This is a genomic window from Streptomyces sp. NPDC088817 (assembly GCF_044750345.1).
Lineage (GTDB): Bacteria > Actinomycetota > Actinomycetes > Streptomycetales > Streptomycetaceae > Streptomyces.
Map to the genome: position 1 here is coordinate 92,048 of NZ_JBIVJN010000022.1, position 19,978 is coordinate 112,025.

General features: G+C 72.6%; 18 protein-coding genes. 6 read left to right on the forward strand and 12 right to left on the reverse strand.

All coding sequences use genetic code 11. The annotated features are described in order from the left end of the window. The first annotated feature begins 42 nt into the window (after nucleotides 1-42). From ACIP4X_RS32095 to ACIP4X_RS32105, 3 genes are read left to right on the forward strand one after another with little or no spacing between them, the layout of a single operon-like run. The gene (locus ACIP4X_RS32095) at nucleotides 43-1,359 is read left to right on the forward strand and encodes an ABC transporter substrate-binding protein (protein WP_401351684.1); all 1,317 of its coding nucleotides are present in this window, start codon (nucleotides 43-45) and stop codon (nucleotides 1,357-1,359) included. Further along, the gene (locus ACIP4X_RS32100) at nucleotides 1,359-2,294 is read left to right on the forward strand and encodes a carbohydrate ABC transporter permease (protein ID WP_401351687.1); all 936 of its coding nucleotides are present in this window, start codon (nucleotides 1,359-1,361) and stop codon (nucleotides 2,292-2,294) included. Before ACIP4X_RS32095 ends, ACIP4X_RS32100 begins: the two co-directional genes overlap by 1 nt. Continuing rightward, complete coding sequence (locus tag ACIP4X_RS32105) at nucleotides 2,291-3,121, forward strand: carbohydrate ABC transporter permease (protein WP_358735122.1); 831 nt, start codon at nucleotides 2,291-2,293, stop codon at nucleotides 3,119-3,121. The genes ACIP4X_RS32100 and ACIP4X_RS32105 overlap by 4 nt, the downstream gene beginning before the upstream one ends. 47 nt (nucleotides 3,122-3,168) lie before the next feature. Here the strand turns inward: ACIP4X_RS32105 and ACIP4X_RS32110 are convergent, their stop codons facing one another. The 3 genes from ACIP4X_RS32110 to ACIP4X_RS32120 form a co-directional block, all read right to left on the reverse strand. Then, complete coding sequence (locus ACIP4X_RS32110; protein ID WP_358735123.1) at nucleotides 3,169-4,458, reverse strand: ribonuclease D; 1,290 nt, start codon at nucleotides 4,456-4,458, stop codon at nucleotides 3,169-3,171. A gap of 272 nt (nucleotides 4,459-4,730) precedes the next feature. Beyond that, nucleotides 4,731-5,393: a response regulator transcription factor gene (locus ACIP4X_RS32115; protein ID WP_100572546.1), complete on the reverse strand. Its 663-nt coding sequence runs from the start codon at nucleotides 5,391-5,393 to the stop codon at nucleotides 4,731-4,733. Between the two features lie 359 nt (nucleotides 5,394-5,752). Next, nucleotides 5,753-6,472 carry a DUF3000 domain-containing protein gene (locus ACIP4X_RS32120; protein ID WP_358737692.1) on the reverse strand — a complete coding sequence of 240 codons (720 nt, stop codon included), beginning with the start codon at nucleotides 6,470-6,472 and terminating at the stop codon, nucleotides 5,753-5,755. Between the two features lie 123 nt (nucleotides 6,473-6,595). Here ACIP4X_RS32120 and hemE point away from each other — a divergent pair, with 123 nt between their 5' ends. Further along, complete coding sequence (gene hemE / locus ACIP4X_RS32125; protein ID WP_401351693.1) at nucleotides 6,596-7,666, forward strand: uroporphyrinogen decarboxylase; 1,071 nt, start codon at nucleotides 6,596-6,598, stop codon at nucleotides 7,664-7,666. A gap of 78 nt (nucleotides 7,667-7,744) precedes the next feature. Here hemE and ACIP4X_RS32130 read toward each other — a convergent pair whose 3' ends face one another. Together ACIP4X_RS32130 and ACIP4X_RS32135 are read right to left on the reverse strand one after the other, a co-directional pair. Next, nucleotides 7,745-9,097 carry a glutamine synthetase gene (locus ACIP4X_RS32130; protein ID WP_358737696.1) on the reverse strand — a complete coding sequence of 451 codons (1,353 nt, stop codon included), beginning with the start codon at nucleotides 9,095-9,097 and terminating at the stop codon, nucleotides 7,745-7,747. A 151-nt stretch (nucleotides 9,098-9,248) separates the two neighbouring features. Next, entirely contained in the window at nucleotides 9,249-10,043 is a 795-nt protein-coding gene (locus ACIP4X_RS32135) for an FCD domain-containing protein (RefSeq protein WP_358737698.1), read from the reverse strand. A gap of 83 nt (nucleotides 10,044-10,126) precedes the next feature. On the opposite strand from ACIP4X_RS32135, the gene ACIP4X_RS32140 reads away from it, so the two are divergent. Next, complete coding sequence (locus ACIP4X_RS32140) at nucleotides 10,127-11,008, forward strand: carbon-nitrogen hydrolase family protein (protein WP_401351697.1); 882 nt, start codon at nucleotides 10,127-10,129, stop codon at nucleotides 11,006-11,008. Nucleotides 11,009-11,103: 95 nt separating this feature from the next. Beyond that, a complete protein-coding gene (locus tag ACIP4X_RS32145; RefSeq protein ID WP_401351699.1) occupies nucleotides 11,104-12,462 on the forward strand; it encodes an APC family permease in 1,359 nt (452 codons plus the stop codon). A 31-nt stretch (nucleotides 12,463-12,493) separates the two neighbouring features. Here the strand turns inward: ACIP4X_RS32145 and ACIP4X_RS32150 are convergent, their stop codons facing one another. The 7 genes from ACIP4X_RS32150 to pelF all read right to left on the reverse strand — a co-directional run bounded on the left by ACIP4X_RS32150 (nucleotide 12,494) and on the right by pelF (nucleotide 19,922). After that, nucleotides 12,494-13,441, reverse strand: a complete 948-nt coding sequence (locus tag ACIP4X_RS32150) for an endo alpha-1,4 polygalactosaminidase (protein ID WP_401351702.1) — start codon at nucleotides 13,439-13,441, stop codon at nucleotides 12,494-12,496. Then, on the reverse strand, nucleotides 13,438-14,100 hold the full coding sequence (locus tag ACIP4X_RS32155) for a spherulation-specific family 4 protein (RefSeq protein ID WP_401351705.1): 663 nt from the start codon (nucleotides 14,098-14,100) through the stop codon (nucleotides 13,438-13,440). The genes ACIP4X_RS32150 and ACIP4X_RS32155 overlap by 4 nt, the downstream gene beginning before the upstream one ends. After that, entirely contained in the window at nucleotides 14,097-15,020 is a 924-nt protein-coding gene (locus tag ACIP4X_RS32160) for an NAD-dependent epimerase/dehydratase family protein (RefSeq protein WP_401351708.1), read from the reverse strand. The genes ACIP4X_RS32155 and ACIP4X_RS32160 overlap by 4 nt, the downstream gene beginning before the upstream one ends. A 7-nt stretch (nucleotides 15,021-15,027) precedes the next feature. Next, nucleotides 15,028-15,741, reverse strand: coding sequence for a nucleotidyltransferase family protein (locus ACIP4X_RS32165; protein WP_358737709.1), 714 nt, complete (start codon nucleotides 15,739-15,741; stop codon nucleotides 15,028-15,030). 35 nt (nucleotides 15,742-15,776) lie between these two features. Continuing rightward, complete coding sequence (locus tag ACIP4X_RS32170; protein ID WP_358737711.1) at nucleotides 15,777-16,778, reverse strand: GDP-mannose 4,6-dehydratase; 1,002 nt, start codon at nucleotides 16,776-16,778, stop codon at nucleotides 15,777-15,779. 181 nt (nucleotides 16,779-16,959) lie between these two features. Further along, nucleotides 16,960-18,372: a hypothetical protein gene (locus ACIP4X_RS32175; RefSeq protein ID WP_391457136.1), complete on the reverse strand. Its 1,413-nt coding sequence runs from the start codon at nucleotides 18,370-18,372 to the stop codon at nucleotides 16,960-16,962. Next, nucleotides 18,369-19,922 (reverse strand): GT4 family glycosyltransferase PelF, encoded by a 1,554-nt coding sequence (gene pelF / locus ACIP4X_RS32180; protein ID WP_391457134.1) that lies wholly within the window; start codon nucleotides 19,920-19,922, stop codon nucleotides 18,369-18,371. The genes ACIP4X_RS32175 and pelF overlap by 4 nt, the downstream gene beginning before the upstream one ends. Between the last annotated feature and the right edge of the window lie 56 nt (nucleotides 19,923-19,978).

Below are 19,978 nucleotides of genomic sequence, written 5' to 3' on the forward strand. Positions count from 1 at the left end.
CATCCGCAGTGCTCGTCCGTCCGCAGAACGGAGCTGACGCACATGAACCGCCGCACTCTCCTCGCCGCCACCGCCGCGACCACGGCCCTGCTGCTCGCCGGGTGCACCGGCACCGGAGGCGTCGCCCAGGGGCAGGACGCCGAGGCGCCCAAGGACCCCGCGAAGGTGAGCGGGACCATCACCGTCCTCACCCAGCGCACCGACCTGGTGCAGGACGGCACCATGAAGAAGTACGCCGCCGCGTTCAACCGGACCTACCCGAAGGTGAAGGTGGAGTTCCAGGCCCTCACCGACTACGAGTCCGAGGTCAAGATCCGGATGAACACCGAGAACTACGGCGACGTCCTGATGATCCCCGACGTGATCAAGAAGAGCGACTACCCGAAGTTCTTCGCCTCGCTCGGCACCCGGGCCGAACGCGCCGAGAAGTACCGGTTCACCGACTTCACCACGGTCGACGGCAAGGTCTACGGGCAGAGCCCGATCGGCGTGATGCCCGGCTTCGTCTACAACAAGAAGGTCTGGGAGCGGGCCGGGATCACCCGATGGCCCACCACGTCCGCCGAGTTCCTGGCCGATCTGAAGGCCGTCAAGGACAGGACAGGCGCCACCCCGTACTACACCAACTTCGCCGCCCAGTGGCCGCTGACCTCCTGGACCTACGTCAACGGCTCCGTGCACTGCGACACCGGCGCGACCACGAAGCTGGCCGAGGGCGACCCGTGGGCGCGGGGCGCCGACCTGCGGGTCGGTGACACGCTGCTGTACGACATCGTGAGCCGGGGCCTGGCCGAGAAGGACCCGACCACCACCAACTGGGAGGCGTCCAAGGCCCGGCTGGCCAAGGGCGAGATCGCCACGCAGTGGCTCGGCACCTGGGCGATCGTCCAGTTCCAGGACGCCGCGAAGAAGGCCGGAGTGGACCCCGGCGACATCGGATTCATGCCCTTCCCGGCCCAGAAGGACGGCACGTTCTGCGGGGTCGTCGGCCCCGACTACAACCAGGCCGTCAACATCCACTCCCGGCACAAGGAGGCCGCCCGCGCCTGGATCGACTGGTTCACCGACCGGTCCGGCTACGACAAGGACAACCTCGCCATCTCCCCGCTGAAGGACGCGCCCCTGCCGGACGTGCTCGCGCCCTACCGGGACGCGGGCGTGAAGCTCATCGAACTGGACGACACCGCCGGCGCCCGGGTGAAACTGATCGACGACGAGTCCGAGGTCGGCATCTACAAGCCCGGCTACCGGCAGAACCTCGTCGACCTCGCGCGCGGCGCCCGCAAGGGCAGCCTGGACGGTTTCCTCGGCGGCCTCGGCGAGAAGTGGGACGCGGCGCGGAAGAACGCGGGGTCCTGATGAAGGCCACCACCGCCGAACCGGCGGCGCTGCCCGTCGCCGCCGCCTTGGCCCCCGCCCCGCGCCGCGCGCGCGTGCGGCGGGGGCTGACCCCGTGGCTCTTCCTGCTCGCCCCGCTCGCGCTGCTGATCACCTTCACCTACGCGCCGGTCGCCAACATGGTCGCGTACAGCTTCACCGACTGGGACGGGGTGAGCCCCGAGCTGCACTACACCGGCGCCCACAACTACGCCGAACTGTTCACCCGCCCCGAGCTGTTCGAGGTGTTCTTCGTCAGCGGCTACTACCTCGCCGCCTCCGCCGTCCAGATCGCCGCCGCCCTGTACTTCGCCACCGTGCTCAGCTTCGACGTGCGGTTCAGGAACTTCTTCAAGGGCGTGCTCTTCTTCCCGTACCTGATCAACGGCGTCGCGATCGGCTTCGTGTTCCTGTACTTCTTCCAGGACGGCGGCACCCTCGACTCCGTCCTGGCCCTGTTCGGGCAGCACACCTCGCACGCCTGGCTGGGCACGCCCGTCTCCGCGAACACCTCGCTCGCCGGGGTCTCCGTCTGGCGCTACCTGGGCCTGAACTTCGTCCTGTTCCTGGGCGCGATCCAGTCCATCCCGGGGGAGCTGTACGAGGCCGCCGAACTGGACGGGGCGAACCGCCTGCAGCAGTTCCGGCACATCATCGCGCCCGGCATCAAGCCGGTGCTCACCCTGACCGTGATCCTGTCCGTCTCCGGGTCGCTGTCGGCCTTCGAGATCCCGTACATCATGACCGGCGGGGCGACCGGCACCGAGACCTTCGTGATCCAGACCGTGAAGCTGGCCTTCCAGTTCAACAAGACGGGGCTCGCCTCGGCGGCGGCGGTCGTGCTGCTGCTGATCGTCCTGGCCGTGACCTGGGCGCAGCGGCGCCTCGTCCCCGACGACAGGGTGGACCTGGTATGACGCGCCGCATCGTCGCCCGGGCCCTGCTCCACGTCTCGCTCGCCGTCGCGTCGGCGGTCGTGCTGCTCCCGCTCGGCGCGGTCCTGCTCACCTCGCTGAAGACCCCGGAGGAGATGGCCGACGACGGCGGGGCGCTCACGCTCCCCAACGACCTGCTGAACCTCAGCAACTACGCCACGGCGTTCCAGGACGGCCGGATGCTCTCCGCGTTCGGCAACACGGCCTTCATCCTGGTCTTCGCCGTCGGCGGCACGGTGCTGATCGGCTCGATGACGGCCTACGCCATCGACCGGTTCACCTTCCGCTTCAAGAAGCTCGTGGTGACGCTGTTCCTGGTCGCCGCGCTGGTACCCGGGGTCACCACCCAGGTGGCGACCTTCCAGATCGTCAACAGTTTCGGCCTCTTCGACACGCGCTGGGCGCCGATCGCCCTCTACATGGGCACGGACATCGTGTCGATCTACATCTTCCTGCAGTTCGTCCGGTCGATCCCCGTGTCGCTGGACGAGGCGGCCCGCCTGGACGGCGCCAACTCCTTCACGATCTACCGGAAGATCATTTTCCCGCTGCTGAGGCCCGCGATCGCGACGGTCGTGATCGTGAAGGGGATCACCGTCTACAACGACTTCTACATCCCCTTCCTGTACATGCCCTCCGACGACCTTGGCGTGATCTCGACGTCCCTGTTCCGCTTCCGGGGCCCCTTCGGTGCCCACTGGGAGACGATCTCGGCGGGAGCGGTGCTCGTGATCCTGCCGACCCTGGTCGTCTTCCTGTTCCTCCAGCGCTTCATCTACAACGGCTTCACGAAGGGGGCGACCAGGTAGGCGACCGGGCGCGGGCACCCGGTCGGCGGAGGCGCGCCGGCCGGGCCCTACACGCCCCGGGCCGCCAGCGCCTTCACCAGGACCGGCGTGACCTGCTCCACCTGCCAGGGCCGCGCACCGTATCCGGCGAGGGCGGCGCCGACCGCGTCGGCGTCGCCGCCCTGCGGCGGCTCCCAGCACAGGCGCCGTACGGTGTCCGGCGAGACGAGGTTCTCCTGCGGCATGTTCAGCCGTTCGGCCAGCTCCGACACCCCGGCCTTGGCGGCGGCCAGCCGGGCCGCCGCCACCGGGTCCTTGTCGGCCCACGCCCGCGGCGGCGGAGGCCCGGTCACCTGCTGTCCCTGCTGCGGGAGCGCCGACTCGGGCAGGGCCTTGGCCCGCTCCACCGCGCTCTGCCACTGTTCGAGCTGCCGCCGGCCGGTCCGGTGCCCGAAGCCGTTCAGCGCGGCGAGCGCGTGTGCGTTGGCCGGCGAGGCGAGCGCGGCCTCCACGATGGCCGCGTCCGAGAGCACCTTGCCCGGCGAGACGTCCCTGCGCTGGGCGATCCGGTCCCGGGTCTCCCACAGCTCCCGGACGACGGCGAGCTGCCGCCTGCGCCGCACCTTGTGCATGCCGGAGGTGCGCCGCCAGGGATCCTTGCGCGGTTCGGCCGGCGGCGCCGAGGCGATGGCGTCGAACTCCTGGAGGGCCCACTCCAGCTTGCCCTGACGGTCCAGTTCCTTCTCCAGGGCGTCGCGCAGGTCGACGAGAAGTTCCACGTCGAGCGCCGCGTACCGCAGCCAGGGCTCCGGGAGCGGGCGGTTCGACCAGTCGACGGCGGAGTGGCCCTTCTCCAGGACGTAGCCCAGTACGCCCTCGACCATCGCGCCGAGTCCGACCCGCGGGAAACCGGCGAGCCGGCCGGCCAGTTCGGTGTCGAACAGGCTGGTCGGCACCATGCCTATCCCGCGCAGGCAGGGCAGGTCCTGGGTGGCCGCGTGCAGCACCCACTCGGACCCGGACAGCGCCCCGCCGAGTCCGGACAGGTCGGGGCAGGCGACGGGGTCGATCAGCGCGGTGCCGGCGCCCTCACGGCGCAGCTGCACCAGGTAGGCGCGCTGGCCGTAGCGGTAGCCGGAGGCCCGTTCGGCGTCGACGGCGACGGGGCCGGAGCCGGCCGCGAACGCGGCGGTCACCTCGGCGAGCGCGTCGGCGTCGGCGATCACGGGCGGGATGCCCTCACGGGGTTCGAGCAGGGGAATCGGCGCCCCGGTACCAGAAGATCCGCCGTCTTCCGGAGGGGCGCCTCCGGTGGTTCGCAGTGAGCTGTCTGCTGCGGTCTCTTGGGCGTCGGTCACATGTCAAGAGTATCCGTGGATGGACGGCGCCCGCCGACGGAACGTTCCGTCGGCGGGCGCCGGGGGGTCGTAAACCGGTCAGGCAGGTGAAACGTCCGGTGCACGACCGGCAAGGGGCACGCGCGGGGCGCGGCCGGGGGGAGGGGACGGTTTCTCGGGCGGACGGATCGGGTGCGGTGCGTGCTGGTGGGGAGAGGGGAGCGGGGCGGGCCGGGAATCGGGGGCGGAGCCGGAAAAGTCGAGAAAGAGGCTGGTCAGGACGGTCGGGGCGGTCAGTGGATGATGCCGGTCCGCAGGGCCACGGCGACCATGCCGGCGCGGTCGCCGGTGCCGAGCTTGCGGGCGATGCGGGCGAGATGGCTCTTGACGGTCAGCGCGGACAGGCCCATCGAGACGCCGATGGCCTTGTTCGACTGGCCCTCCGCGACCAGGCGCAGCACCTCGACCTCGCGGCCGGACAGCTCACGAAAACCACCCGGGTGGCTCGGGGCACCCGGGGGACGGCGGTGCAGTCGGGCGGCCGCGGCGCCGATGGGGGCGGCGCCGGGCCGGGTGGGGAGCCCGACGTTGGTGCGGGTGCCGGTGACGACATAGCCCTTCACACCGCCCGCCAGGGCGTTGCGGACCGCGCCGATGTCGTCGGCGGCGGACAGGGCCAGGCCGTTGGGCCATCCGGCGGCCCGGGTCTCGGACAGCAGGGTGAGCCCCGAGCCGTCGGGCAGGTGGACATCGGCCACGCAGATGTCCCGCGGATTGCCGATACGGGGACGGGCCTCCGCGACGGACGAAGCCTCGATGACGTCACGGACTCCGAGCGCCCACAGATGGCGGGTGACGGTGGAACGGACGCGCGGGTCCGCCACGACGACCATGGCGGTCGGCTTGTTCGGGCGGTAGGCGACCAGGCTTGCGGGCTGCTCGAGGAGAACGGACACCAGGCCTCCTGGGGGGTGGGGGGACGGGGCCGGCTTGTGGGGATGAAGCCGGAAGAACCGTGCTTGCAAGGTCACAGTGGTCTTCGGCACCAAACCCGGTGTCCTTTAGAGAATGATCACGATCTGGTGACTGCCCGAGCGTTTATTTCGAACACATTGGCGATAATCCGAAGGTCGAATCGCTTCGCTTGCGGCCGTTCAAGAGCGATACCTGCCTGAAAGTGGCCGTATCGACAAAGAAACGGAAAGAAGTCGGTTAAGCCACCCGGACAGGTGTACGCGCACGGGTGCGGGGTCGCCGTCAGTGAGGGCGCGGGACCGCCGTCAGCGGCCCGTTGCCGTCGGCGGCCCGATGGTGGTCAGCGCGGCTGCGGGCCGCGCCGCTGCGGCAGCGTCACCACCGACGCGTCCCCGGGACCGGCCGGCGGCAGTCCGGCGACCTGGGCGAGCAGATCGCACCAGGACGCCAGATGCGCCGCGGTGTCCGGCACCCCGCCCAGCCCCTCCCGGGGCGTCCAGGAGGCGCGGATCTCGATCTGCGAGGCGGCCGGGCGCGACGAGAGGCCGCCGAAGTAGTGCGAACTCGCCCGCGTGACGGTCCCGCTCGGCTCGCCGTACATCAGCCCGCGCGCCTGGAGCGCCCCGGTCAGCCACGACCAGCACACGTCCGGCAGCAGCGGGTCGGAGGCCATCTCCGCCTCCAGCTCCGCGCGCACCAGCGTCACCAGCCGGAACGTGCCCCGCCAGGCGTCGTGCCCGGCCGGATCGTGCAGCAGCACGAGCCGCCCGTCGGCCAGGTCCTGCTCCCCGTCGACGACCGTGGCCTCCAGCGCGTACGTGAACGGGGCGAGCCGCTGCGGCGGCGGGACCTGCTCGATCTCCAGCTGCGGCCGCAGCCGCGCCGCCCTCAGCGCGTCGACCGCCGCCCGGAACGGCAACGGGGTCGGAGCCTTCCTGCCCGCATCACCGTCCCCCTTTCCCGGATTTCCGGGATTTCCGTTGTCTCCCGGATTTCCCGGATCCTTCGGATCGTCCATTCCGCCAGTGCCGTCCGACAGTCGTCCCTGAGCCGCAGCCATGCCGGGAACATTAAGGGGAACCGGGCCTTTGTGCAGGGCAAGACACCCCGCCGCACTCCGCGGCGCCTCCGGGACCGCACACCGGGGCCTTCGTGTCATCGGGGGCATGCGAGACTTGCGGACGTGAGTGCCAACGAGACGCCCGCAAGCCGGCAGCCGCAGACAGCCACCCACGACTCCGCCTTCCTGAAGGCATGCAGGCGTGAACCCGTGCCGCACACCCCGGTGTGGTTCATGCGGCAGGCCGGGCGCTCCCTGCCGGAGTACCGCAAGGTGCGCGAGGGCATCCCGATGCTCGAGTCCTGCATGCGTCCGGAGCTGGTCGCCGAGATCACGCTCCAGCCGGTCCGCCGGCACAACGTGGACGCGGCGATCTACTTCAGCGACATCGTCGTCCCCCTCAAGGCCATCGGCGTCGACCTGGACATCAAGCCCGGCATCGGCCCGGTCGTCGAGCGTCCGGTGCGCACCCGCGAGGACCTCGCGCGACTGCGCGACCTGACCCCCGAGGACGTCTCCTACGTCACCGAGGCGATCGGCCTGCTCACCCGCGAACTGGGGTCCACCCCGCTCATCGGCTTCGCCGGCGCCCCCTTCACCCTCGCGAGCTACCTCGTGGAGGGCGGCCCCTCCCGGACGTACGAGAACGCCAAGGCGATGATGTACGGCGACCCCGAGCTGTGGGCCGACCTGCTCGACCGCCTCGCCGCCATCACGACCGCCTTCCTGAAGGTGCAGATCGAGGCGGGCGCCGGCGCCGTGCAGCTCTTCGACTCCTGGGCCGGCGCCCTCTCGCCCGTCGACTACCGCCGCTCGGTCCTGCCGGCCTCCGCCAAGGTCTTCGACGCGGTCGCCGGATACGGCGTCCCGCGCATCCACTTCGGCGTCGGCACCGGCGAGCTGCTCGGCCTGATGGGCGAGGCGGGCGCGGACGTCGTCGGCGTCGACTGGCGGGTCCCGCTCGACGAGGCCGCCCGCCGTATCGGCCCCGGCAAGGCGCTCCAGGGCAACCTCGACCCGACGACGGTGTTCGCCCCCCGGCAGGCCATGGAGGCCAAGGCCCGGGAGGTGCTGGACTCGGCCGCCGGCCTGGAGGGCCACATCTTCAACCTCGGCCACGGCGTCATGCCCTCGACCGACCCCGACGCACTCACCCACCTCGTCGAGTACGTCCACACGCAGACCGCCCGCTGAGCCGCGGTCCTTCCCCGGTGCCGATGAGCACCGGGGAAGGACCGGGGCCGGCCCCTCCGGTGCTCCGCCCGCCGGCCGTCAGTACCGCAGGCGCGTGGCCGCCACGATGCTCTGCGGCGTCGCCCCCTCGAACCGGGCGGCCTCCGCACGGCGTACGGCGACGACCGCGCCGAACAGCGCATCTCCCAGCGCCTCGCGCAGCACCGCGGACCGCTCGAAGTGCCCCAGCGCCTCGGTGAGCGAGCCGGGCAGCCGTGTCTGCCCTCCCACCAGCGCGGGATCGTCCACCACCGGCGGCGGCAGGGCCGCCCCGGCGTCGATTCCGGCGAGTCCGGCGGCGACGACCGCGCCCACCACCAGATACGGGTTGGCCGCCGCGTCGAAGCTCTTGATCTCCGCGTTCGCCGCCCAGCCGGCGTCCGGCGCTCCGGCGACGAAGCGGATCGCGGCCTCCCGGTTCTCCGGCCCCCAGCACTGGAACGCCCCGGCCCAGCGCGAGGGCTCAAGCCGCAGATAGCTGGCGGCGGAGGGCGCGCCGAGCGCGAGCAGCGCGGGCAGCTCGGCGAGGACGCCCGCGAGGAACGCCTCGCAGACCTCCGTCATGCCCTGCGGTCCGTCCCCGTCCCGGCACAGGTTCCGGCCCTCCTGCCAGAGGCTCAGATGCAGATGGCGTCCGTTGCCGACCGTGCCCGGCTCGACGACCGGGGCGAACGAGGCCGTCAGGTCGTGCCGCGCGGAGACCGCCCTGATCGTCTCCCGCACGAGCACCGCCAGATCGGCCGCTCCCACCGGGTCCGCCGGTGCCACGGACACCTCGAACTGGCCGGGCGCGTACTCCGGGTGGAGCTGCTGCACGGCGACCCCCTGCGCGACGAGGGCGTCCAGCACGTCGCGCAGGTAGTCGGACAGTTCGACGAACCGCGCCATGCCGAACGCGGGCCCCGCGGCCGGGCCCGACGGCGACGGGGAGAAGTCCGCGTCCCGGCCGACCACCCACTCGGTCTCGAAGCCCATGCGCAGGGCGAGTCCGCGCTCGGCGGCCCGCTCGGTCATCCGCCGGGCGAACAGCCGCTGGCAGCCGGCGTACGCGCTGCCCCGCTGGTCGTGGCGGTCGGCCGGCGCCCAGGCCCAGCCGGGCTGCGCGGCCAGCGGGGTCAGCCGGTCGAGGTCGGGCAGCAGCCGCAGATCGCCCTCGGGGGTGCCGGAGTGCGCGCCGGCGGTGACGGAGTCGTCGGCCAGGAACAGGTCGAAGACCGGCGGCATGGCGACACCCCACCGCACGGCGTCGGGCAGCGCCGTGACCGGCACCGTCTTGACGCGGGTGATGCCCGCGGTGTCCACCATGGTGAGGGCGACCCCGCTCACTCCCTGCGCCGTCAGCCGGTCGGCCTCCTTCGCCGCCCGGCCCCGCTCCTCTCGCGCGGTGGACATGGCCTCCTCCTTCACCGCGTGCGGCCGTGACCGGCTCCGCGTTCGTGCTCTCGAGTGTGATCGCCCGACGGCCGGCGTGCGCGTGCGGGAGCCGGCCGCGGCGGCCGGGGCGGGGGAACGCGCCCGGCGCGGCCCTGGACCGCCCGGCCGGTCAGCGCCGGTCGAGGAGGTCCATGAACATCGTCTTGTGGAGGTCCTCGACATGCCGGCGCGCCACCTCGGCCGCCTCCACCGCGTCCCCGCGCAGGATCGCCTTCACCAGGGCGCGGTGCTCGTCGTTGGAGTGGCGCAGGAAGTCCAGCGGGTAGGGCAGGTAGTAGCGGTACAGCTCCCGGAGCACGGCGCCGTAGGGCTCGGCGACGGACTCCAGCCCGGTCGCGGCGGCCACCGCCATGTGGAACCGCTCGTCGCAGCCGTGGAACTCCGCCCAGCTCGGGGCCCGGTCCATCTCCTCGACCAGCAGGTCCAGCTCCCGCGCGGACTCCGCGCCGAGACCGCGGACCGCGGCCAGATGGGCCACCCCGCACTCCAGGACGAGCCGGTGGTCGATCAGCTGGTGCACGTCCGCCGACGCCGCCCGGTACGTCTCGATGGCCCCGACCGTGGAGTGGGCGGGCCGCTCGGCCACCAGTGTTCCTCCGGTGCGCCCGCGCCTGCGTTCGAGCACGCCCTCCTTGCACAGCGCCACCAGGGCCCGGCGGACCGTGATCTCGGAGACACCGAGGGCCTCGGCGATCCGGTCGCTGCCGGGCAGCCGCTCACCGGGCGCCAGCAGGCCGAGATCGACGGCGAGCGCGATCCGGGCCCGCACGGCGTCCAGGGCGGACAGCCGCCGGATGGCGGTGAGCGGCGGAGCGTTCAGACCGTGCGTGGCCTGCTCCGCGCGCGCCGCGCGGGAGTTCACGGGGGAGCCGGGCATGGCGACACGGTACTCAAAAGTGCTCATCTTGAACACTCTTGTTTAACTGCTCATCGTGCTCTATTTTTTTTGGCCATCAGGCCACCTGCTGTCCGAAAGTGGTGACTCCCGTGTCCCGGCCCCTCCCCATCGCCCTCGCGCAGGCCCCTCCGCGCTCCTCCCGCCTGCCGTTGTCCGGCTTCGCCGACGAGGTCCAGGACCTCGTCGCGCGCTTCCCCGGAACCCGTCTGGCGGTGTACCCCGAGCTGCATCTGTGCGGTGTGGAGGGCTCCGCCGAGGAGCGGGAGGCTCAGCTCCAGGAGTCCGCGGAGCCGCTGGACGGCCCCCGGACCAGGATGCTCGCCGAACTCGCCGGTGACCTGGGCATCTGGCTGCTGCCCGGCAGCGTGTGCGAGCGCGGCGCGGGCGGCGAGCTGTTCAACACCGCGCTGGCCTTCTCGCCCGAGGGCCGGCTCGTCGCCTCCTACCGCAAGGTCTTCCCCTGGCGTCCCTACGAGCCGTACGACCCCGGCGACCGCTTCGTCGTGGCCGACCTGGCCGAGGCGGGCCGGATCGGCTTCGCGATCTGCTACGACGCGTGGTTCCCCGAGGTCTCCCGGCACCTGGCCTGGATGGGCGCCGAAGTGATCGTCAACCCGGTCATGACGACGACCGCCGACCGCGCCCAGGAACTGGTCCTGGCCCGGGCCAACGCCATGGTCAACCAGGTCTACGTGATCAGCGTCAACACCGCGGGCCCGGTCGGCACCGGCCGCAGCCTCGTGGTGGACCCGGAGGGCCGGGTACGGGTCGAGGCCCCCGACGCCCTGCCCACTGTCCTCACCGACGTGCTCGACCTCGACGACGTCACCCGGGTCAGAGCCCACGGCACGGCGGGTCTCAACCGCGTCTGGGACCAGTTCCGCGACGGTGACGCCCCGATCGAACTGCCGCTCTACCAGGGCCGGATCGACCCCCGCCGCTGGAATCCGGACCGCCGCCCCGGCGACTGACCGCCCCGCGTGTCCGCCCCCTCCCCGTCCCCCACGCCCGACCGCACCTCCCCGAACGCCCGCCCGGCCCCCACCCGCCCTCCTGGAGCCACGCCATGGAACAACCCACCCCGACGCTGAACCGGACCCTGACCCTCAGATCAGTCGTCGCCTTCGGCCTCGCCTACATGACTCCCCTGATCGTGCTCGGCACGTACGGGGTCATCGCGCAGACCACCCACGGCACCGTCCCGACCGCCTATCTGCTGGCCATGGTCGCGATGATCTTCACCGCGCACAGCTACGGCAAGATGGCCGCGGCGCATCCGGTGGCGGGCTCGGCCTACACCTACGTGCGGCGGGCCATCGACTCGAGGGCGGGCTTCCTCGTCGGGTGGGCGACGCTCCTCGACTACTTCTTCCTGCCGATGGTCATCTGGCTGATCGGCGGCGCCTATCTGCACGCCCAGTTCCCCGGCGTGCCCTTCTGGGTCTGGATCGTCGGCTTCATCGCGATCACCACCGCGCTGAACGTGCGCGGCATCCGCACCGCGGAGAGGACCAACGACCTGCTGATGACCTTCCAGGTGCTGGTCATCGGCTTCTTCGCCGTCTTCTCGCTGCTCCACGTCTTCCGCCACTCGGGCGCCGGAGGCCTGTTCAGCGCCGCGCCGTTCTTCAACGACAACAGCACCCTGGTCAGCGTCTCCGCCGGAGCGGCCATCGCCGCGTACTCGTTCCTCGGCTTCGACGCCGTCACCACCCTCACCGAGGAGACCGTCGAGCCGCGCCGCACCATCCCCCGCGCGATCCTCCTCATCGCCCTGATCGGCGGCGGCATCTTCGTCTTCCTCGCCTACACGACCCAGCTCGTCCACCCCGGGAGCACCTTCTCCGACCCGGACTCGGCCGCCTTCGAGATCGCCAAGGCGATCGCCGGGAGCCTGTTCTCCTCGATCTTCCTGGCCGGTCTGGTGGTCGCCCAGTTCGCCTCGGGCATCGCCGCCCAGGCCAGCGCCTCCCGTCTGCTGTTCGCGATGGGCCGGGACGGCGTGCTGCCCCGCCGCTTCTTCGGGTTCGTCCACCCCCGGTTCCGCACCCCCGCCGTCAACATCGTCCTGACGGGCGTGATCGGGCTCATCGCGCTGCGGCTCAACGTGGCGACCTCCACCTCCTTCATCAACTTCGGCGCCTTCACCGCCTTCACCTCGGTGAACCTCAGCGTCATCGCCACGTTCGCGCGCGAGCGGCGCGCGGGCCGCAGGCTCAACCCGCTCACCTACGTCGCCTTCCCGGTGATCGGCGCGGCGGTCGACATCTGGCTGCTGACCCGCCTCGACGGCAAGGCCATCACCCTGGGCCTGATCTGGCTGGCCGTGGGCGTGCTCTACCTCGCCTACCTCACCCGCCTGTTCCGGACCCCGCCGCCGGAGATCGACTTCGCCGAGGAGACCAAGACCCCCGAACCGGTCTGACCCGGAGGCCGCGAGCCCTCGGCGAACCGGCTCAGCAGGGCTCGCGCCACACCCCCAGCTCCAGCTTCTTCCGCATCGACGACAGGCCCAGCCTGCGCGAGAGCGGACAGAAGCCGTCGGCGGGCACCGCGTACTCCACGTGGAAGACGGCCTTGCCGGCCTTCACGAAGGGAGTGAGCCGCTCACATTCCCGGAACTGCGCGCACTCCTCGTTGACGGCGAAGTCGAAGTCGCCCACGAGTTGCGGAATCTGCGGGAGGTCGTTCTTGAGACCCACCGACAGGCCGCGCTCGTGGGCGACTTCGGCGATCATGCGGTTGTAGCGGAGCTGGTCGCGCGCGGTGAGCGGGAAGCCGGTCCGGTTGGAGTAGCCCTCCACCAGGTCGGGTTCCACCGCGTCGAAGCCCTTGTCCCGGCACATGTCGAACCGCCGCTCCATGATCGGGCGCAGGACGGAGAGGCGGCGGATGTCGAGCCAGCGCTCGCCGTCCCACCCGTTCGTCGCGCCGAGCACCGAACGCGGGAAGGCGTCCTTGTCGGACCGGAAGTCCTCCCAGGCGCCGACGTTGACGTAGCAGATCACCTTGCGCCCGTCCCGGTGCAGACGGGCCACGTCCGCCGCGGAGTTCTCGAAGCCGTCGATGTCGTAGACGGGCACGTCGACCGAGGGGTCGGCCCTGCCGTCGAGCTGCCACTGCCAGGCCAGTCCGGGACGCGGGCGCCACAGGGCCTTTCGAGGCGTGCCGGGGGTCGCCCCGGCCGTCGTGGGAGGGCGCGTTCGTTCCGGCTTCGTGGCGGCTGCCGTGGGGGAGCGCGTCGCCTCCGGGGTCGGCGGGTGGCCAGGGCCGCCCGGTGCCGTCCTGGTCGGGCCGGGCCGTGGGGCCCCGCCCTCGTCCCGGTCGGTGCCCGAGCACCCCGTCAGCAGGGAGGCGGCCAGCGCGGTCAGCGCCGCCGCGCACGTCAGTGTCCTGATCCTCATCGCTCCGTCCCGGTCAGCGCCGGGGTCAACCCGGCCCAGGGGTTCGGCTGTTCTCCCGTCACCGGCCCGCACACCGCCGCACCGCGCGCGCACGCGGTCCGCACCGCGAGCGGCACCAGCGCCTCGGGCACCCCGTAGACGAGGTGGCAGAACCGCTCGGAGGGCTGCCGGGCCGTCCAGGCGGGGCGGCTGAAGGCCGACACGTACGTCGACCAGTGACCCTCGAAGGTGACCGTCAGATCGGCGATGCGGGCATAGCCGGGCGCCGGATGGACGCCCGGGTTCAGCACCACCGTCCCGGCGCCGAGCCGACGGGCCGACCGGACCAGCTTCCGGCAGGCCGGCAGCCCGTCCGGCGCCGCCGTCACGCGGTCCAGGAAGCAGCCGTCGGCCGCGTACCACTCGCGGTGCCTGCGCACCTCGTCGGCGACCTCGGCCGCGTCGCGCGTTCCGTAGTCGGTGTCCACGTAGCCGAGCAGCCGGGCACCGGCCGCCCGCAGCGCCTCGGCCACCGCCGTGAACGCCGGGTCGGGACCCGCACCCGGCCCGCTGGCCGGATTCAGCACGACCCCGTACGTGCGGGACGCCGACCTGATCAGCCGGTGCCAGGCACCCGGATCCTCGGCCGGGTGCACGTACAGCGGAACCAGCAGGCTCACGGGGCGACCTCGGCTCCCGGCGCGCGGGACGCCGGCCCGGCCGCCGCCCACAGCGCGGCCAGCGACTCGTCGAGGGTGTGCGACGGCCGCCAGCCCAGGGCGACGGCGGCCGCGCCGATGTCGGAGCACTGCCAGGACACCCGCGCCGAACGCGCGGAGCCGCCCCCGTCCTCCTCGACACGGCCCCGGAACCCGGCCCGCCCGGCCAGCTCCCGCACCAGAGTGCGGACACGGACGGCCTCGCCGCCGCCGATGTTGAGCACCGGAGGCAGCGGACCGCCGGCCGTGACCGCCAGCTCCACGGCGCGGGCCACATCGCGTACGTCCACGAAGTCGCGGTGGGCGGACAGGTCGCCGAGCCGCAGCACCGCGTCCGGATCCGGACCGGCCGCGCGCAGCAGCGCCGTGATCCGGCCGGGCAGTCCGGTGACCGGCGCCCCCGGACCCACCGGGTTGCCGACGCGCAGCACCACCGCGTCCAGACCGGACGCGGTCACCGCGACCGTGCCCGCGAGCTTGGTGGCGCCGTACGGGCCGAGCGGGCAGGTGGGTGCCGACTCGGCCGCCCTCGTCCCCGGCCGGCCCGGACCGTACTCGGCGGCCGAGCCGAGGTGCACCAGGCGGGCGGCCGGGGCCGCCTCGCGCAGCGCCGCGCACAGGACGGCCGGGCCGCGGGCGTTGACCTCCGCGAGCGCGACGGCGTCCCCGCCGGTCACGCCCGCGCAGTTGACCACGGCGTCCGGCGCCTCGCGCGCCAGGAGTCCGGCCAGCCGCTCGGGCGGGTCACCGCCGAGGTCGACCCCGACGTCGGCGTCCGCGGAGCGGCCCGCCGTCCGCACCCGCGCGCCCGGCAGTGCGCGCAGCCGGGCGGTGACGTGCTGTCCCAGATAGCCGGTGGAGCCCAGGACGAGAATGCGCATGCGCGGTTCAGGCTCCCTTGAGCAGCAGTGACTTGCGGGTGGTGAACTCGGCGTTGGCCTGGTCGTAGTCGTCGGGGCGGCCGATGTCCAGCCAGTATCCGTCGAACTCGTAGGCGTACGGCGGACGCCGGTCCGCGAGCAGGTCAAGGACCAGTTCGTCGAAGCCCAGCGGCAGTCCGGGCGTGTAGCCGTCGAGCGTCGAGCGGGACAGCCCGTAGACGCCCATCGAGACCCGGTAGTCCAGGCTTGGCTTCTCGGTGAAGGCGACGACCCTGCTCGCGTCGGTGGTCAGCACCCCGAAGTCGATGTGCACCTTGCGGGTGTACGTGGCGATGGTCAGTGGCGCGCCCGAGGCCCGGTGCCTGTGCAGCACGTCCGCGTAGTCGAGGTCGGTCAGGACGTCGCCGTTCATCACCAGGAACGTCTCCGGCAGCCGGTCGCGCATCGTCAGCAGGGGGCCCATGGTCCCCAGCGGGCTCTCCTCGGTGGAGTAGTCGACCTTCATCCCCCACTGCGAGCCGTCGCCGACATAGGCGCGGATGATCTCGCCCAGGTGGCCGATGGCGATGGTGCACGTGGTGAAACCGGCCGCGGAGAGCTGGCGCAGCACGATCTCGAGGATGGCGTGCTGGTCGCCGATGGGCACGAGCGGCTTGGGCAGCGCCGTGGTGTAGGGCCGCAGCCGGACACCCTTGCCTCCTGCCAGGATGACTGCGTGCATGGGGCCTCTCTCCTTCGTGGACGGGCCGTACGAGGTCAGATGTTGTAGATGCCGGTCTTGTAGCGGGCCAGGTTGGCCGGGTCGCGGAAGAACTCCACGGTGTGCGCGAGCCCCTGCTCCAGGGTGTGCGCGGGCCGCCAGCCGGTCGCCTCGGCGAGCCGCGTCGCGTCCGCTACCAGCCGCATCACCTCGGAGGCGGCGGGGCGCAGGCGGTCGGGGTCCGCGCGCACGTCGAGATCGGTGTCCATGACCTTGCCGATCAGCGCGACCAGGTCACCGACCGAGATCTCCCCGCCCGTACCGGCGTTGAAGGTGCGCCCCACGACCCGTTCGGCCTCGGCCGTGCCCACCGCGAGGAACGCCCGCGCGGTGTCCTCGACATAGGTGAAGTCGCGGGTGGGACGCAGGTCGCCGAGGGTGATGGTGTGCTGTCCCGCCGCCACCTGGCCGATGACGGTGGGGATCACCGCGCGCATCGACTGCCGCGGTCCGAAGGTGTTGAACGGCCGCAGCGTCACCACGGGGGTGGCGAAGCTCGCGTAGTAGCTGTCGGCGAGCCGGTCCGCACCCGCCTTCGAAGCGGCGTACGGCGACTGGGTGTTGATGGGGTGGTCCTCGGTGATCGGCACGGTCCGCGCGGTGCCGTACGTCTCGCTGGTGGAGGTGTGCACCAGCCGGGGTGTGCCCAGCGCGCGCACCGCCTCCAGCACGTTGAGCGTGCCGGTGACGTTGGTGTCCACGTAGCTGTGCGGCGCCTGGTAGGAGTACGGGATCGCGATCAGGGCCGCCAAGTGGTAGGCGCAGTCGGCCCCTTCGAGCAGGCCGCGGACCGAGCCGGGGTCCCGCACGTCGCCGAGCACGATCTCCACGTGGTCCAGCACGTCGGCGGGCAGGGTCTCCAGCCACCCGTAGGACGAGAAGGAGTTGTACTGGGCCATCGCCCTGACCCGGTGGCCGGAGGCGACGAGCGCCTCGGTGAGGTGCGAGCCGATGAAGCCCTCGGCTCCGGTGACGGCGGCGAGCGGTGCGGAGGTCAAGTCTGTTGTCCCTTCGGGGCGTTCGGCGGGCTGCTGCGGAGAGCTGAGGCGCTGCGGGAGTCGTGGTGGGACGTGGTCGCGGTGGGGCGTGGTCGGGGTGGGGCGGGAGTCGCGGTGGGGCGGAGGAGAGCCCGTGGCACGGGAACCGCGTCGGCTGGAGGCTTCCGCGGCCCCGGCGCGGTCACAGGTGCGGGGCCGGCCGGCCGAGCAGCCGCAGCACGTACCCCGACAGGCACAGCGCGGCCGCCCCGCAGCACAGCGCGAGCACCGCGGGACCGGGTGGCAGCCGCAGCAGGGTGACCGCGCCCGCGCAGCCCGCGGCGAGCAGGCAGACGACCGCGGGCGGCCAGGCCACGCCGAACGCCTGGAGCAGCAACGCCGTCCACAACGTGGCGGCGAGCAGCAGCAGTTCGGCCGGGCCGGCCCCGGTGAGCAGGGCCGCGGGCAGCAGCGGCAGGAGGTAGGCGGACAGGCAGAGCCCGAGTACGCCGGCCGAGCGCAGCAGGAACCCGGCGGGTGTCGCCGTACGGCGCAGTGCGGCCAGCGACCAGCCGCGGTAGCGGTACAGCAGCAACTCGGCGGGCCCCATGCTCACGGTCAGCACGATCACCGCGTACGGATGCCGGTGGCCCTCCAGCAGCACCAGCACCGCCGCCGCGATGCCGAACAGGGCGTAGGGGAGGGACGCGGTGAGCGGCGGCCGTGGGCTGTCGGCGGCGGGCGGGGCCACGAGGACGACCCGCAGGGCCCGGGCCGTGGCGGCGAGCGTGGCCAGCAGCGCGAGCAGCGGCAGACCGGCGCGCGCCGGCGGGCCAGGATCCCACCACGGCAGCAGCACGGCACCGGCGACGAGCGGGGTGAGCGCGGCCAGCAGCCACCGCTCCCGGGCGAGGACCAGCAGGACGCCCGCCGCGGCCAGGTACGCGGACTGCGCGGCCACCACCCAGACCACCGGACCCCCGCCGGAGAGCGGCACCGCAGCGGCCGTGGCCAGCACAGCCCCCAGCGGGGCTCCCGCCAGCAGGGTGCGGCCGGCCTCCCGGGGGCCCGCGGCCATCCGCAGGTACGCGCGGTGCCCCACCGCCTGCCCCCAGGCCCAGGAGACGATCAACGCCACGACGAGCGCGGAAGCGTGCTCCTGGGCGTGCCACAGCGGCGCGGCCAGCAGATACGCCAACCCCGGCAGGGCGAACAGGGCGCCGCGTAAAAGACAGCGCACATGGTCCGGACGCCATGGGTCCGGGACCGCGGCGGGCTCGGGGAAACTCCGGGGCACCCGCTCGTAGAGCGCCGAGGCCAGCGAGAACAGGTTCGGATGCCCGTACTGGTTCCTGATGACGTCGCCCGACAGTCCCTCGGCCTCCAGCAGCGCGGCCACCTCGTAGGGGTGCACCGCGGGTCCGATGCGGTCGGCCAGCTCGGCGGCGAGCCGGCTGACCTCGTTCTCGTCCGGTCCGTGCCGGGGCAGCCGCAGGGCGAGCGTGCTGTCGTTCGCCCAGCGTGGGCGCGGGCGCCGCGCCCGCGCCCCGGCGAGCCGGAGCGCGAGCGTGTCCTGCTCGGACCCACCGGGTTCGAGCGCCATGGGCCCGCTCATATCGCGACGCCTTCCGTGACCGGAGCGGCCGGAGCGGCCGGAGCCCCCGTGGCCCCCGTGGCGTCGGCGTCCGCCGTGGGTCGCGGGCCGGGTCGAGCGCCCGCCCGGTCCCGTGCCGCCAGGTCCAGGTAGATGGAACGGAACGTCTCGATGGTGCGGCGCAGGGTGAACTGTTCGATCACCCGGAGCCGGGCCGCCCCTCCCATCGCCGCGCGGCGCCCGGGGTCGCGCAGCAGCCGCAGCGCGGCGGCGGCCATGGCGGCCGGGTCGCGCGGCGGGACCACGACACCGGTGTCGCCGACGGCCTCCCGTACCCCGCCGACGTCGGTGGACACGGTCGCCCGCCCGCACGACATGGCCTCGATCAGCGTGAACGGGAAGCCCTCGCTGATGCTGGAGAGCATCACCACGTTGCCGGCGGCGTAGGCGTCCTTGATGTCCTCCACCCGCCCCTCGAACCGGACGGCGTCCGCCTGCCCGAGTGCGGCGGCCAGGGCCTCGCAGCGGTCCCGGTACCCCTCCCCGCCGCGCGGTGTCCCGCCGAACAACCGCAGCCGGGCATCGGGCAGTTCGGACCGGACCAGGGCGAAGGCGCGGATGAGGGTCTCCAGGTCCTTGATCGGGTCCACCCGGCCCGCCCAGCTGAGGGTGGGCACCCCGGGCTCCGGTCCGGCCGGCGGGAACGCGGCCGGGTCCACGCCGTTGTAGACGGTGCGGATCGACTCAGGGGAGGCGCCGCCCTCCTCCTCCCACAGCCGGTTGTAGCGGTTGCCCGGGGTGATCAGCGCGGCCCTGCGGTAGCTCTCCTGGGTCAGCAGCCGGAAGAAGCCCAGGACGACCGCCTTCACCGGCCAGCGGTACGGCGCGGTGCGGTAGCCGAGGTAGCGCTCACGCAGGTATACCCCGTGCTCGGTCAACAGCATTGGCACGCCGTGCTGTTCGAGCGCGGCCAGCCCCGGCAGTACGGCGACTCCGCCGCTGACCGCGTGCGCCACCCCGCTCGTGGGCGGCGGCGCGGCCAGCGGACGCAGCGCGTGTTCGAGCAGGCCGGTGGCGGTGAGCGCGTCGTGCAGGGTCGGCCGGGCCTCGCGCACCGCCAGTCCCGGCCGGTTCCACACCGAGGTCAGTACGGAGATGGCCTGGTCGCCGCGGAGAAAGGCGCTCAGGGTGCCGTCGGCGGCGGCCCGCGCCATCGTGTGGAGCGCGGGCGCGAACCCGTCCTCGGCGCACGGGTCGAGCAGCGCGGTCAGGAACCGCTCGTAGGCACTGGTGAGCCGGTTGCGCGCGCGCCCTCGCGGCAGCCGGCCCTCTGGCGGGGTGCCCCACATGGGGATGGACGTCATACGGGAGACGTGCGCGGGCAGGTCCCACACGAGCGGCTCCCGGCCGGTGCCGGTGACGGCGAGGACGTCGAACTCCAGGTCGGGCATGCCGCGGACGAGCTGGTCGCACCAGACACTGACGCCGCCGTGACTGTGCGGATACGTTCCTTCGGTGAGCAGGGTGACGCGCGTCGGATCAGTGGGGCGCGCGCCGCGGTGAACGTGCATAGGAGTGCTCCACGGCCGAGGTGTGGGTGGTCGTGCCGGTCCCGGCCGCCGGGTGG